Below are 14,276 nucleotides of genomic sequence, written 5' to 3'. Positions count from 1 at the left end.
GCTCACGCCTTCGCACCGTGCCGGCCGGCGCCCTTGGCGAATCGCTGCGCACCGGCAAGGGACTCGGCAGCCACCCGCGACAGGCTGCCGAATTCGAAGTCCATGGCGTCGGCTTCGGACCGACCCCACTGGTTGAGCGCCGACATCCGGTCCGAACGCAGGCACAGCTGCGGAAGCTGGGCCAGTTCGGCGGCCAATTCCTCGGCGGCCTGGCGGCTCTGACCTGGCGGCACCACCCGATTGGCCAGGCCGATCGCCAGGGCTTCCTCGGCGCCGACGGCGCGGCCGGTGAGGATCAGGTCCATCGCCCGGCTGTGGCCGATGAGACGAGGTAGGCGCACGGTGCCGCCGTCGATCAGCGGAACCCCCCACCGGCGGCAGAACACCCCGAACACGGCGTCTTCGTCCGCGACCCGCAGATCGCACCACAGCGCCAGCTCGAGGCCGCCGGCGACGGCGTAGCCGCTGACCGCGGCGATCACCGGTTTGGACAGCTGCATGCGGCTGGGTCCCATGGGGCCCGGAGCCGCTGGGCCGGCGACATCGGATCCAGTCCGAGGTCGGTGCGTGGGGTTGGTATCCGGCGTGCCGATCGCCTTTAGATCGGCTCCGGCGCAGAAGGTTCCGTTGTCACCCCAGAGCACCGCCACCGATGCCGAGTCGTCGTTGTCGAACTCGTCGAAAGCGTTGAACAAGGCCATCGCGGTGGGACCGTTGACAGCGTTGCGGGCCTGCGGACGGTCGATGATCACCGTCGTGACAGGCCCATTCTTTTCGACGCGTACCGGATCCGTCATGTTGCCTCCACCAGTTGTCCCTCATCCCGCCGCGCGACCAGCTCGGCGGCGAAGTCTGCATAGGCCCGCCGCAGCGCGGCGCCCGGCCAGCGCGCCGGCAGCAGTTCTTCCGGCAGCACCGGATCGGTGAGCAGGTGGCGCACAATCGCGGCGGCGGCACGGAATCTCGCCGGAATGTCGTCCGCCGCGGCGATGTCATCCAGGAGCTGACGTCCGGTATCGGCCCAGCCACCCAGATCCCACAGCCGACCGGTCAGCTCGGCCGGGTCGTCGTCGCGGGCGTGCAGCACCCGCACCCGTTCGCCGACCTCGGCGGGCAGCTCGTCATCGAGGTTGTCCGGACGCAACCAGACGCCCTCCCGGATCTCACCGAACCGCTTGAGCTGCAAAGTGGTTCGCAACGCGGCGCGCGCTCGGGCATCCATACCGACCGCAGTGATCACCACAATCACCCAGTCGCCGTTCCAGTCGCGCATGCGCGGGTAGAGCGCATCGTCCTGGCGGCGCTGGCGGGTCAACAGCCGGTCGGACAGTCGATACCCGTTGTCGGAACGCACCAGATCCCCGGCGGCCACCATCCGGGTCAACGCCACCCGCAGGGTCTGCTCGCGGATGCCGAAATCCGATGTCAGCTGCAGCAATTCGGCCGACGTGGCCCAGGCCGGGTGAGCGCCGAGCAAGACACTCAGCACCACCGACCGGGCGGTCATCTTCGCCAACGACTGCGGCACGCTCACACTCCCGAGGCGCGACGCCCATGGTCACCGAACGGCTCGTCGCGGTGCCGGACCGCCTCCCGGAAGCCGTGCTCGCGGGCGTCCGCCACGAACGCGTGCCCCTCCGGGGTGTGCCGGGCGATCCCGTCGAACACCGTGCTGACCATGCGACTGGTCGCCACGCCCTGCTGATACAGCGCGGTGTTCATCGCCAGCTTCACCATGATCAACTGGTTCACCGGCACCGCCGCGATCCGCTCCACCAGCCGTTCGGTGCGCTCGTCGAGGTCGGCCGGATCCGGCGCCTCCACCGCCAGGCCCCACTCGGCGGCTTGGGCGCCGGTGATGCAATCCCCGGTCAGCAGAAGGCGTTTGGCCCGCTGATCACCCAGCCGATGCGCCCACAGCCCGGCCGCCGGAACGCCCCACACCCGGGTCGGCGGATAACCGATCTTGGCGTCTGAGGCGGCGATCACCTGGTCGGCGTGCAGCGCGATATCGGTACCGCCCGCCACGCAATACCCGTGAATCTTCACCACCGTCGGCTTGTCAGCGTGCATCAGGCTGGAGAAGCCGCGCACGAAGCGGCTCATCATCTGGTAGTCGATCATCGGGTCCCACGGTCGGTCAGCCTTGTGGTTGACCGCCTGCGTCTTACCGTCGAGCACGGTGCCCTGCCGGTCCCCGCCGCCTGCCGACGACGAGCCGTCGGCGTACGCGCCGAGATCGAAACCGGCGCAGAATCCTTCGCCGCGGCCCGACACCAAGATGACATGCACGTCCGGGTCCAGGTCGGCGCGTTCCACCAGCGCGGCCAACTCCTGTGGGGTCTCCGCGACGATCGCGTTGCCCTTCTCGGGCCGGTTGAAGGTGATGCGGGCAACCCGATCGGTGACCTCGTAGGTCATCGTCGTGAGTTCGGTCATCCCTTCACCAGGCAGCGTTCGATGATCGGCGCCAGGTCGAGTCCGGCAGGCAGCGTCCCGAACGCACCGCCCCAGTTGCCGCCGACCCGCGAGGCCAGAAACGCCTCGGCGACCGCGGGATGACCGTGGCGGACCAGCAGTGAACCCTGCAGCGCCACTGTGATGTCCTCGGCGATGGTGCGTGCGCGGTACTCGATGCCGTCGAGGTCCTCCAGCTCCGAACGCAATTCGGCCACGTGGGTGTCCAGACGAGCATCTTGCCCGGCGGTCGTCGCCAGCTCGTCGAAGAGGACACCGACGCACTCGGGGCGGGTTGCCATGGCGCGCAACGTGTCCAGCGCGCTGACGTTGCCCGACCCTTCCCAGATACCCATCAGCGGCGCCTCGCGGTACAGCCGCGGCATTCCGGATTCCTCGGCATAGCCGTTGCCGCCAAGGCATTCCATCGCCTCGGCAGCGTGCGGGGTCGCACGTTTGCACACCCAATACTTGGCGGCCGCCAGGCCGATCCGGCGCAGCAGGGTCTCGCGTTCGTCGCCGCGGACGACGGCATCGGTGGCGCCGGCCATCCGCATTGCTACGACGGTGGCCGCCTCGGCCTCGACGGCGAGGTCGGCAATCACGTTGCGCATCAACGGCTGGTCGATCAGATATGCGCCGAACGCCTTGCGATGCTGAGTGTGGTGCACGGCGCGGGTCAGGCCGTTGCGCATGCTGGTGGCGCTGCCCAGGGTGCAGTCCAGCCGGGTGAGGTTGACCATCTCGATGATGGTGGGCACGCCGCGGCCTTCCTCGCCGACCAGCCAGGCGACGGCGCCGTCGTACTCCACCTCGCTGGAGGCGTTGGCGTGGTTGCCGAGCTTGTCCTTCAAGCGCTGCAGGAACATTCGGTTGCGGGTGCCGTCGGGAAGAACGCGCGGCAGCATGAAACAGCTCAGGCCGCCGGGCGCTTGCGCCAGCACCAGGAAGATGTCGCTCATCGCCGCGGAGGTGAACCATTTGTGACCGGTGATGGTGTAGCTGCCGTCGCCGTTGGGGACGGCTTGGGTGGTGCCGGCCCGGACGTCGGAGCCGCCCTGCTTCTCGGTCATCGACATTCCCGCGGTGATACCGACTTTGGTGGCAGGCACTTTCAGGTCGGGGTCGTACTTGCGGCTGGTCAGCAGCGGCTCGTAGATCGCGGCGAGTTCGGGGTTGTGCCGCAGCGCGGGGACGACGGCGTAGGTCATCGAGATCGGGCAGACGTGCCCGGGCTCGGGAGTCCACACCCCCATCTTCGCCGCGCGGACCACATGGGCGCCGGGACGGTCGTCGGCCCACGGCGCGGCGTGCACGCCGTGGGCGATCGCCGTGCGCATCAGCTCGTGGTAAGCGGGGTCGTATTCGATCTCGTCGACGCGGTAGCCGTAGCGGTCGTGGGTGTGCAGGATCGGCTGATTGCGATCGGCCAGCTCGCCCCAGCGCTGCGCCTGGGCACTGCCCGCCAGCGCACCGAGCTCAGCGACCTCGTCCACGCCCCACTGGCCGCCCTCGCGAATGAGCGCCTCGATCAGGACCGGCGAGCTGGCCGGGTTGTGGTCCGTCAGCGGCGGGACCTGGTTGGTGACGACATGCGTATCCGACATGACACCACTATTACAGTTCTACGACAATCGCACAAGATTCGTAATATGGCAGGCTGGATGGCGTGAAGCCGAACTCCGTCATCCACGTCGCCACCCAATGGCTCGAACACGAACCGGTGCCCGTCGACCAGTCGGTGCGCGGTGAGCCGCACACCGGCACAGCCGAACTCGGATCGTTCGGCAGCCTGGAGGTCGGAGTGTGGGAGATGACGCCCGGAGTCATGCGTGATGTCGAAGCCGACGAACTGTTCGTGGTGCTCTCCGGCGCTGCCACCGTCGAATTCGACGACGGCAGCCCGACGCTCACGCTGGGCGCCGGCGACGTGGTGCGGCTGGCCAAGGACACCCCGACCGTGTGGACGGTGACCGAGACGCTGCGAAAGGTGTATCTCGTCTAGCTCGGCGGGCAGGAGCGACGCGACCCGGGGAACTAGGCGCGCCGGCCGGGGTGCGCGGCGAAGAAATCCCACATCCGCTCAGTGGCGAACGATGGCCAGTCGTGTTCACCGCCGGCCACGGTGATCAGCTCGACGCTGCGCCCACTCGGACAGCTGGCGACCGACGTTGTGAGATCGCCGTCGACGGTCGTCGCGGGAGGGTCGCAGTGATCGACGTTGCGCCAGAACGCACTGACGTCGGGCGGCGTCATGGTCGCGATCGGCAGAGCGGTCCCAGGTTGCCCGTCGTAGCGGACCAGGCGGTCGTCGGTGCCGTGGATGTGCAGCACCGACGTCGGCCGCGGCGCCGGGCAGGCAGCAAGTTGAGTGGCCGCGTCCGGCCCGATGGCCGCGAAAAGGTCGGTGTTGCAGGCTAATTTGTACGCCATGATGCCGCCGTTGCTGATCCCGGCGGCATAGATACGCGTCTTGTCGATGTCCAGTTTCTCGGTGATGTCGCGGACCGCGGCGGTGATGAAACCGACGTCGTCGACGTTGTCCTTGCTCGCCTGCCCGCAACACCCGTCGGCGTTCCACGATCCGCCCACCCCATCGGGATAGGCGACCACGAACTTGGCGGAGTCGGCCTGCTCGTCCCAGCCGTACTCCCGCTGCGCCTGTTTGGCGCTACCGGTCCACCCGTGCAGCATCACGACCAGCGGGGCCGACTTCGGCAGACCGTCGGGAACGTAGAGCCGGTAGTCCCGGTCGACACCGCCGACCTGGATCGTGTGCGCACTGACACCCGGCGTGAACCCGGTCGCGGGTGCGCAGGCGGCCACCAGGCACAGCGCGACCAGCAGCGCGACTCGACGAGCCCACACGGCTAGCTGAGGTGTTCCCGCAGAAAGGCGATGTCGTCCTTGCGGCCCTCGTCGGCCGTCTCGCAGATCACCGGCGCGTCGGCCGCCCGCACGACCGCGACCAGAAGTTGCGGATCGATCTGTCCTGTACCGAAATTGGCGTGCCGGTCAGCGCCGGACCCCTTGGCATCGCGGGAATCGTTGCAGTGCACCAGGTCGACGCGGCCGGTGATGGCTTTGATCCGCTCGACGGCGTCGATCAGCTCCTCGCCGGCCGCCCAGGCATGGCAAGTGTCGAGACAGAACCCGATGCCGGTGTCGGCGATGCGCTCCCACAGCCGGGCGATCGTGTCGAAGTGGCGCGCCATCGCGTGATCGCCGCCTGCGGTGTTCTCCAGATACACCGGCACAGTGGTCTCGAGCTGCGCGAGAGCCTTGGCCCAGCGCTCGAAGCCGGCCGCCATGTCGTTGTCATCGGCGTGACCCCCGTGCACGATCACCGCGGTTGCGTCGATCTCGGCGGCGGCATCGCAGGTGTCCTGCAGGATCTTTCGCGACGGGATACGAACCCGGTTGTTGGCCGACGCCACATTGATCAGGTACGGCGCATGCACGTACAGCGGGACCGGCGACGCCTTCAGCGTCTCGGCATCGTCGCGCGGTTTGGGCTTCTTCCAGCTCTGCGGATTGCCGAGGAAGAACTGCACCGCCTCGGCGCCGTCGGCGGCCGCGGCCGCCAGCGGGTCATCGCCGTGGACATGGGAACCAATGAGCACGGGTCGAGTCTAGGCGCGCGCAGCGATCAGAAGCAGACCGTCTGGTTCTCGTACCGAATGACCCGGTCCTCGCAATGCCACTGCACGGCTCGCGACAGAACTGCGCGCTCCACATCAGCGCCGAGCCGCACCAAGTCATCCACGCTGTGACGATGGTCGACCCGCACCACGTCTTGTTCGATGATCGGCCCTTCGTCGAGGTCGTCCGTGACGTAATGCGCGGTGGCCCCCACCAACTTCACGCCGCGCTCCTTGGCCCGGCGGTAGGGCGCCGCGCCGATGAACGCCGGCAGAAACGAGTGGTGGATGTTGATCAGTGGGCAGCCCACTTCCTCGATGAAACCTGGTGTCACGATTTGCATGTAGCGGGCGAGAACCACCAGGTCGACGTTGCCGCGCAGCAGTTCCAGCATGCGCTCCTCGGCCTGCGCTCTGATCTCCTTGCGGGCCGGCACGTGGATGAACGGCACACCGAACGGGCGTACCTGATCGGCTAGGTCGGGATGGTTGGCGATCACCATCACCACCGCCATGTCCAATTCCCCGCGCCGGTTGCGCCACAGCAGATCGAGTAGACAGTGATCTTCTTTGGAGGCCAAGATGGCCACCCGTTTTGGCTTGGCGGCTTCTGAGAGACGGAAGTCGATGCCAAACGGGGACGCGACCTGGTCGGCGAAATCGCGTCGCAGGGTGTCGACGGCGGCCGTCAATCCCGGGAGATGAAAGATGGTGCGCTGCATGAAGGTTCCGCCGCTTTGCCTCGTGGAGTGCTGATCCAGCGAGATGACGTTGGCGCCCGCCGCGGCCAGGAACGTGGTCACCGCGGCGACGAGGCCCGGGCGATCGTCACACCGCAGTAGCAGACGCCCGATGTCGCGCGCCGGCAGCGGGTGATGCCCGGGCGGATACGGGTCGGCGGCGGTGCCCTCGGATGCGGTGGTGCCGCTCATTCTTACCTCCATACTGGGCGGTCGTCGTCATGCACAATTGGCAGCTTAAACACTGTGACCAGCACAAAGCTCCCCCGCCCATAGGACGGGGGAGCTTCGTGTTACTGCGTTGTTGTGCTTCCCTGACTACGGAGCGGTTGCCGGAGTGCCGTTCCCGCCGTTGGTGCCGGGCGTCCCGTTATCGAGGCCGGGGTTGCCAGGTTGTCCGTCACCGGCCTGGAGCCCGACATTCTGATTCGCATTGAGCGCCGTGGCAGAACCGCCGTTGCCGCCGTTACCGCCATGAGAATCGAGGACGTTGTTGACCCAGTAGTCACCGTTGCCGCCGGTGCCACCGTCACCACCGACCGCGGTGCCGGACGTCGACACACCGAAGAAGGTGGTGAGGATCGACGCGTTACCGCCGTTACCGCCGTCACCGCCGTTCGACCCATGACCACCCGCGCCGACACCGGTCAATCCGCCATTGCCGCCGTTACCGCCCGTGGCAGATGCGTCGACGCTGGAGGAATCGATGGTGGCACTGAGGATGGCGTTGCCGCCATCACCACCGTCACCGACGACGGCACTGACGGCGAAGCCGCTATCCGTGCTGTCACCGCCCTTACCACCAGTCGCGGTCGGGGTATCGGTGCTACCTGCGACCTGTCCGCCACTGGAGGCCTGGATGGTGGCGTCGCCACCATCGCCGGCCGAACCACCGTAGTTGGCGTATCCGCCGTCTCCACCGGCAGCGTTGCCGCTGGCGAGCGAATCCACCAGGCCGAAGAACCCGCCTGCCTCGATGGTTGCGGTGCCGCCGGTGCCACCGGTTCCGGAGGTGTCGGCGTTGCCGCCATCACCGCCGGTCGCGCTGCCGTGAGCGATTCCGTCGTTGCCGCCGAGCGGGCCAGGCGGATCCCATGCGGCGAGGATGTTGGCTGCACCGCCATCGCCGCCGGTAGCGGCGTTGCCGTAACCGCCGGCGCCGCCGGTCGCATCACCCCAGGCCCAGCCACCGTCACCGGTGCTGTAGCCGGCGTCGATCGTGGCGTCGCCACCAACACCGCCGGAGCCACTGTTCGTGGCGGCACCGCCGGTGCCACCCGTCGCAGTTGCACCCTGGACGGAGCCATCAGAAGGATCAATCCCGATGGTGCCGCCATAGCCGGCCTGGACATACGCGCCGCCGCCGTCGCCAGCAGTGCCGGTGCCGTCGCCGGAACCGCCATTGCCACCGGTCGCGGCACCGTTGACCACAGTGCCGTCCTCGTCGGCATAGACGTATGCCTCGCCACCGTTGCCGTCGTAGCCCGCACCGCCTTGGCCGCCGTCCGCCGTGCTGCCGGAGACGCTGGAGGCGTTGTCCGCCTCCACCTCAGCGAAGCCGCCATCCGAGTAGTCACCCGCACCGCCGGCACCACCGGTCGAATGGCTCGCAGCTAGCGCCGAGTCGTACTCAGCCCCGGCGTAGGCGCCGCCGCCATTGGCGTCGTAACCCGAACCGCCGTTACCACCGGTCGAACTGCTGTCGGTGACAGTGCTGGCCTCGTTCGACCCGTTGGTGTCATAGGCCCAGGTGTAGGCGTAACCACCGTCGGAGTAATCACCCGAACCGCCGTTACCACCGGTAGCGGTGCTGTTGGCGACGCTGGCGAAGCCGTTCTCGGCGTAAACCTCGGCGTAGCCGCCATTGGCGTCGTACCCCGAACCGCCGTTACCACCGGTAGCCGTGCTGTCGGAGACTTCGGACAGGTCGTACAGAGCCTCGACGTCGGCGTCGCCGCCATCGGCGTAGTCGCCCGAACCACCGTTACCACCAGTGGCATCGCTACCGCTGACACTGCCGCCGTCGTAGCCGTAGACCGATGCGTCGCCGCCGTAGGCCTCGTAGCCCGTCCCGCCGTTACCACCGGTTGCGGTGCTGTTGGCCACCAGACCGGCGTAATCAACCTGGACCGTCCCGTCACCGCCGTCGGCGTACTGCGCACCAGCATCGCCACCGACCGCATGGCTCTGGTAGATGCTGCCGTCGGTGCCGCCAGTGGCACTGCCGTTGCTGTCGGAGTTCGCGAGGAGATACGCGGCTCCGCCATTGCCGTAGTCGCTACCCTTGCCACCCTTGGCGTCGCTGAACGTGATTGCCCCGCCGGCGTAGGTGTAGACGTTGGCATCGCCGCCAGCTCCAGCGGTGCCTGCGTCGCCACCGGTCGCGTCGACGTGCGCCACGCTGGAACTCACGCCATCGGCATAGACGTAGGCATATCCGCCGTCGGCAGACGTAGCCGGACCACCGTGGCCACCGGTTGCCGTGGTATCGGAGATCGTTGCGCCGTCGTAGGCGTAAATCTCTGCGTAACCACCGTCGCCCGCATAGGTGACGCCACTCTGCGCGCCTCCATCGCCACCGATCGCGGTGCCGTTGGTGACCGACGAGTCGTAGTAGGCGTAGATCTCCCCGCTACCACCGTCACCGCCGCCACCGATCTGCACGCCGTCCGCACCGGCACCACCGTCACCGCCAAGCGCCGTGCTGTTGGTGACCTGGGATGGGTCGTAGGCCCCGATTTCGGCGTAGCCGCCGTCACCGCCGGTGCCGCCGGCTCCGCTAGCGGTACCAGCACCGCCCTGGGCGCCATTGCCACCGATTGCGGTGCTGCCTGTGACCTCGCTGCCGGCGTATTCGGCGTAGACGTACGCGCCGCCACCGTCACCGCCCACGCCGCCGGGCGCGCCAGCCACGCTGGAACCACCCTGGCCACCGTCACCACCGGTTACAACGGTATTTGTGACTGCCCCACCGTCGTAAACGTAGACGTAGGCGTAGCCGCCGTAACCGCCCGCGCTGCCGGCTGCCGTTGAGCTGCCAGCACCACCCTGGCCGCCGTCACCACCGGTGACGGTGTTGCCCGAAATGGTGCCGCCGGAGCCGGTGTCCTGGCCGAGCCAGACCGGGCCGCCGCCACCGCCGCCGCCACCGCCGAAGCCGCCGGCACCACCGGTTGCCGCGGCACCAACGCCGCCGACGCCACCCTTGCCCACGACAATGGTGTTCGGGTTGCCGCTGTTGTCGAAGTAGCTGCCCTCACCGCCAGCACCGCCTGCGCCGCCCGTGCCACCGTGAGCGCCGGAGCCGCCCTGGCCACCGGCGCCGCCGATACCGCCGTACTGGTAATCGTTGTAGTCGGAGTCGCCGTTGCCGCCCGTGCCGCCGATACCGCCAGTGCCGCCGTCACCCTGGACACCCGCGGTGCCACCGTTGGCGTTACCGGCAGCTCCGCCGTTACCGCCCGTACCACCAGCGCCACCGTTACCGGGGTCGGTGACACCTGCCAGGCCGTCGGCGCCGGTACCACCGGTACCACCGGTACCACCGTCGCCGCCGTCGCCGGCCTTACCGGAGGAGGCAGTCCCGCCGAAGCCGGTGCCGCCGAGGCCGGCGTTGCCACCGGTACCACCGGTACCACCGGTACCACCGGCGCCGCCGTCGTCACCCGGTGCGACACCATCAGCGCCGGTCGTGCCCTGGCCGCCCATGCCGCCCTTGCCGCCGTCGCCACCGACACCGCCAACACCCTGGCTGCCGTCAGCGCCATCGGCGCCGTCCGAGCCGGTGCCGAGCGCCAGGCCGCCGCTACCGCCGGTACCACCGGCCGCACCGTTACCGCCGTGCCCACCGTTGCCACCGGTTCCACCGGTCGCACCAGCCAGGACGGCGTTCAGGCCGCTCGCGCCGTTACCACCAGCACCACCGGCACCGCCGGTTCCGCCGACGCCACCGGCACCACCGTCACCGGACACCGTGCCGCCGTTGCCACCGGAACCGCCGTTACCACCAGCGGTACCCGTGCCACCGTCGCCGCCATCCGATCCGGGCAGTCCGCCGTCGATGCCATTGGCGCCCGTGAAGCCGTCGCCGCCGGCACCACCCACGCCACCGTCGCCGTTCAGACCGGCGTCACCGCCGTTGCCGCCGTTGCCGCCAGCCTTGCCGGCTACGGTGCTGTCCCAACCGTCGCCACCGGCGCCACCGTTTCCGGTGCCGGTCGCAGCATCACCCGTGGCGCCGTGCGCACCAGCGGTACCACCGCTGCCGACACTGCCCGCGGCACCGCCTTCACCACCGGCGCCAGCAGTTCCGCGATCACCGGCGTTGCCGCCGTCGCCACCGTCGGGGTTGTCCTCGTCACCGTTTCCACCGGCGCCGCCGTTGCCGCCGTTGCCGGCCTTACCGCCCTTGCCACCGGCGCCACCGCTTCCGCTGGCTCCGATCGTCGTCAGCAGCAGCAGGCTCGCGGCCGTGCCGCCGTTGCCGCCGGCACCGCCGGCACCACCGATTCCGCCGATGCCGCCATTAAGTCCGTCACCACCGGTAGCACCGGGCTGGGTAGCGTCCTGGCCATTGGCACCGTCCATACCACCGCCACCGACGCCACCGACGCCACCCTGGCCGCCCGCACCCGCGGTACCGAAGATCCGGCTGCCGTTGCCGCCGTTACCACCGACGCCACCGGCTCCACCGGTGCCACCGGGGACGGTGCTGATCGTGCCAGCAGCCCCAGCCGCGCCCGCGCCACCGGCGCCACCGGCGCCACCACGGCCGCCAAGGGCGAAGATGCCTGCGCTACCACCGTTACCGCCCTTACCGCCCGCGGCACCAGCCGTGGTCGCGGCCAAGCCCGCACCACCAGCACCACCGTTGCCCAGGAGCGCACCACCGGAACCACCGTTGCCGCCGCCCCAACCGGCGCCACCCGAACCGAACAGGCCTGCGTTGCCACCGTTGCAGGTGGTTGCGCAGGTCGCAGCCGTCCAGCTGTAGCCATTACCGGCCAGGATGCCCGCGTTCGGATGCGTCGAGGTGCCATCACCGATCAGCCACAGCGAACCGATCCCGATAACGAGGTTCGCGCCCGCGACCTTGGCAGATATCGCCGCCTTGCTGGTCACCGGCTGATCAGGAGTGACCGCCGCAACAGACTCAACGGCGCTGACCGGTGCAGAGTCGCTACTCGACGAGTTCGAGCCTCCCGATGTCGGGGTCTCGGCCACACTCGTGCTGCCACTCGAAGAAGTCTTGTCAGGCTCCGACGCGCTCGACGTCGATGGCGCCGAAGTCCGCCCCGTCGACCCGCTAGCGCTGCTCGGCGAAGACTTCGAACCCTTCGAGGTCGAGGAGCCAGTCGACGACGATCGCCGCCCTGACGATCCCTGCGACTTCGACGCGCCAGACGAGGAACTAGCTCCGCCCGTCGAACCTGCCGAACCTGTCGTATCCGCGTACGCGACCGAAGGCATGCACGCAATCGCAGCACCGATGCCTAGCGCCACCGCCAGCGCGCCAACGCGACCCACGTAAGCAGACGATGCGATGTCCGACTGACGGACCGCTCGATGTTGTCCCATTAGAACCCCCAACCATTCAGTGCTGACTCGCGAGTCGACTTCTTCGGCTCGCTGACGTTGTGCTTGCGATGTTTAAACACGTTCGGTGTTGCCCCTTAACCAGTTCCCTGTTCACCATAGGAATTTGCCTGTTGTCGACAGGCCGCAGCAAAGTTAGCACGATGTGCGCCGCCGCGCCGCAAATAATGTCGCAGTAGTCAAAGTCACACCTTGCGATGACAACGGTCCCAGCTGGCGAGGCGCCCATCAGTCGGCCCCACCGCCGCACCGCCGCACCGAACATAGCCTCTGCTGTTCATCTGACGAGTTACAGCACGTCAAAGCATATCTGTCTGGTCCGTCAAAATTTTCCTTCGCGACGCTAATTAGCTGTCTTTTATCGACCCGTCTCTCGCGGGATCGCGTGCGACTTGTGACGCACGGCATCGCACGGACCTCAGCTGCAAAATGCCGAACCGTCAGCGACGGCGTCTTCTAGCAAACTTACAGAACGTCGGTAGAACGCTTCCATAGGTCGACTTATTGACGCATGAGGCAAATAGGTAGTGCCGTACTCTATGAAGGCCTGGCCAGTGTGGTTTGAGTCACTGAGGCGGGTGCGGCAAATTCCCGCCACCAGCTCCGTGAGCCCTCCCAGCCATCGCCCATGGAACACCCAGGATCACTCGCTACCATGACTCGACTTATGTTTTGGCTGCTCAGCGACGGTTCAACGTTCGCGCACAAGTCACGATCGACTGGTCGGTGACCGCGCTCACCCGGTTCGGGCAGCCCTTAACCAGCTCAAGCCCACAGCCCGGCCTGAGGAGTTGTGCGGGACGCTCCTTGAGGACCGGGGCAGTCGAATCGGACCGCATTGGCGGGCGGTAATCTCGCGGGACGCTCCGTCAGCCTTGCTACAGACTGTATTTGCGTTGTTAACATCGCCGAGAAGTCTTTGCCACGTCGCATCCCCCACGGGTTGGCGCAGATTTGCCGCTCTGACCCAGCGGCGGCGATCAACTTCTCGGCACGACAGCGTCGAAGTTGCGCGCTGTCGCTTGATCAGCGTCGGCGGTGTTCCCCGGATACGTCGGGATACTCGGCTGAATGAACCCCGCCGCGCACAGCCGTCATCGCCGCCAGAACAGGTGATGGGTGACCCCACTCGGGCTGGGGACAACCTCGTGGTGGAACCGGTCGTCGAGCTCGTCGGGCGACTCCCACAGTCGCGATCCGGCGCCGATCGTCAGGTCGGCGACCGCCACGTGCAGCGTGTCCACCAAGCCGGCGTCGAGAAACTGCCGAACCGTCGTCGCACCCCCGCCGAGCCTCACGTCCTTGCCGCCGGCGGCCGCCTTCGCCTGCTCCGCGACGCGCGCCGGGCTGTCGCAGACGAAGTGAAACGTCGTCTCCCCCAACGTCAGCGACGGCCGTTCATGGTGGGTCATGACGAACACCGGCGTGTGGAACGGTGGCTCCTCGCCCCACCAGCCCTGCCACTCGGGGTGGTCCTCCCATGCGCCGCGGTAGGGATTGAACTTGTTGCGGCCCATGATCTCCGCGCCGATGTTGTTGTAATAGTCACGGGTGAAGTAGTCGTCGAGTCCGCGAGTACCGCCCGGGTCGCGCCGGCCCACCCAGCTGGCCGTCGCACCCACCCAGGCGAACAGAGCGGGCTGATCGGCGTCGCCGAAAGGCCGCTCGAAACACTGGTTGAGGCCCGCGCCGAAACCGTCGCGCGACAGCATGAAGTTGTGGACTCTGAGTAGTTGCGTCACGTGTGTGTGGACTCCGGCGGCCCCCCGAACTCATCGCGCGGTGGCCGAGCGTAACGCCAGGGTCACATTCGCCGCCGAAACCCGCCCTGGCGTTACGTTCG

11 protein-coding genes are annotated in these 14,276 nt (G+C 67.9%); 2 read left to right on the top strand and 9 right to left on the bottom strand.

Going from position 1 to position 14,276, the window contains the following annotated elements; translation table 11 throughout:
• Positions 1-2: 2 nt before the first annotated feature.
• From CRM90_RS11545 to CRM90_RS11530, 4 genes are read right to left on the bottom strand one after another with little or no spacing between them, the layout of a single operon-like run.
• A complete protein-coding gene (locus CRM90_RS11545) occupies positions 3-797 on the bottom strand; it encodes a crotonase/enoyl-CoA hydratase family protein (RefSeq protein WP_102807106.1) in 795 nt (264 codons plus the stop codon).
• On the bottom strand, positions 794-1,507 hold the full coding sequence (locus tag CRM90_RS11540) for a PaaX family transcriptional regulator C-terminal domain-containing protein (protein WP_102807195.1): 714 nt from the start codon (positions 1,505-1,507) through the stop codon (positions 794-796). The genes CRM90_RS11545 and CRM90_RS11540 overlap by 4 nt, the downstream gene beginning before the upstream one ends.
• Positions 1,508-1,530: 23 nt before the next feature.
• A complete protein-coding gene (locus CRM90_RS11535; RefSeq protein ID WP_102807105.1) occupies positions 1,531-2,439 on the bottom strand; it encodes a crotonase/enoyl-CoA hydratase family protein in 909 nt (302 codons plus the stop codon).
• Positions 2,436-4,064 carry an acyl-CoA dehydrogenase family protein gene (locus CRM90_RS11530; protein WP_102807104.1) on the bottom strand — a complete coding sequence of 543 codons (1,629 nt, stop codon included), beginning with the start codon at positions 4,062-4,064 and terminating at the stop codon, positions 2,436-2,438. Before CRM90_RS11530 ends, CRM90_RS11535 begins: the two co-directional genes overlap by 4 nt.
• A 62-nt stretch (positions 4,065-4,126) precedes the next feature.
• On the opposite strand from CRM90_RS11530, the gene CRM90_RS11525 reads away from it, so the two are divergent.
• Positions 4,127-4,462, top strand: coding sequence for a cupin domain-containing protein (locus tag CRM90_RS11525; protein ID WP_102807103.1), 336 nt, complete (start codon positions 4,127-4,129; stop codon positions 4,460-4,462).
• Positions 4,463-4,494: 32 nt separating this feature from the next.
• Here CRM90_RS11525 and CRM90_RS11520 read toward each other — a convergent pair whose 3' ends face one another.
• From CRM90_RS11520 to CRM90_RS31560, 4 genes are all read right to left on the bottom strand, one after another.
• Positions 4,495-5,325, bottom strand: coding sequence for an extracellular catalytic domain type 1 short-chain-length polyhydroxyalkanoate depolymerase (locus CRM90_RS11520; RefSeq protein WP_102807102.1), 831 nt, complete (start codon positions 5,323-5,325; stop codon positions 4,495-4,497).
• A gap of 2 nt (positions 5,326-5,327) precedes the next feature.
• Positions 5,328-6,080: a deoxyribonuclease IV gene (locus CRM90_RS11515; RefSeq protein ID WP_102807101.1), complete on the bottom strand. Its 753-nt coding sequence runs from the start codon at positions 6,078-6,080 to the stop codon at positions 5,328-5,330.
• 26 nt (positions 6,081-6,106) lie between these two features.
• Positions 6,107-7,042 (bottom strand): formyltetrahydrofolate deformylase, encoded by a 936-nt coding sequence (gene purU, locus CRM90_RS11510; RefSeq protein WP_199189864.1) that lies wholly within the window; start codon positions 7,040-7,042, stop codon positions 6,107-6,109.
• A gap of 114 nt (positions 7,043-7,156) precedes the next feature.
• Positions 7,157-11,959, bottom strand: a complete 4,803-nt coding sequence (locus CRM90_RS31560) for a beta strand repeat-containing protein (protein WP_199189863.1) — start codon at positions 11,957-11,959, stop codon at positions 7,157-7,159.
• 13 nt (positions 11,960-11,972) lie between these two features.
• Between CRM90_RS31560 and CRM90_RS11500 the strand changes: the two genes are divergently transcribed.
• On the top strand, positions 11,973-12,368 hold the full coding sequence (locus tag CRM90_RS11500) for a hypothetical protein (protein ID WP_102807099.1): 396 nt from the start codon (positions 11,973-11,975) through the stop codon (positions 12,366-12,368).
• 1,159 nt (positions 12,369-13,527) lie between these two features.
• Here CRM90_RS11500 and CRM90_RS11495 read toward each other — a convergent pair.
• The gene (locus tag CRM90_RS11495) at positions 13,528-14,175 is read right to left on the bottom strand and encodes a dihydrofolate reductase family protein (RefSeq protein WP_102807098.1); all 648 of its coding nucleotides are present in this window, start codon (positions 14,173-14,175) and stop codon (positions 13,528-13,530) included.
• Positions 14,176-14,276 lie beyond the last annotated feature (101 nt).

Source organism: Mycobacterium sp. ENV421 (assembly GCF_002887815.1).
Taxonomy (GTDB): Bacteria; Actinomycetota; Actinomycetes; order Mycobacteriales; family Mycobacteriaceae; genus Mycobacterium.
This window is presented reverse-complemented; position numbering and strand designations above follow the sequence as displayed.

Coding starts and splice junctions, on each gene's coding strand:
- CRM90_RS11540 (WP_102807195.1), bottom strand. CDS start 1,507: ATGACCGCCCGGTCGGTGGTGCTGAGTGTCTTGCTCGGCGCTCACCCG.
- CRM90_RS11535 (WP_102807105.1), bottom strand. CDS start 2,439: ATGACCGAACTCACGACGATGACCTACGAGGTCACCGATCGGGTTGCC.
- CRM90_RS11545 (WP_102807106.1), bottom strand. CDS start 797: ATGACGGATCCGGTACGCGTCGAAAAGAATGGGCCTGTCACGACGGTG.
- purU (WP_199189864.1), bottom strand. CDS start 7,042: ATGGAGGTAAGAATGAGCGGCACCACCGCATCCGAGGGCACCGCCGCC.
- CRM90_RS11530 (WP_102807104.1), bottom strand. CDS start 4,064: ATGTCGGATACGCATGTCGTCACCAACCAGGTCCCGCCGCTGACGGAC.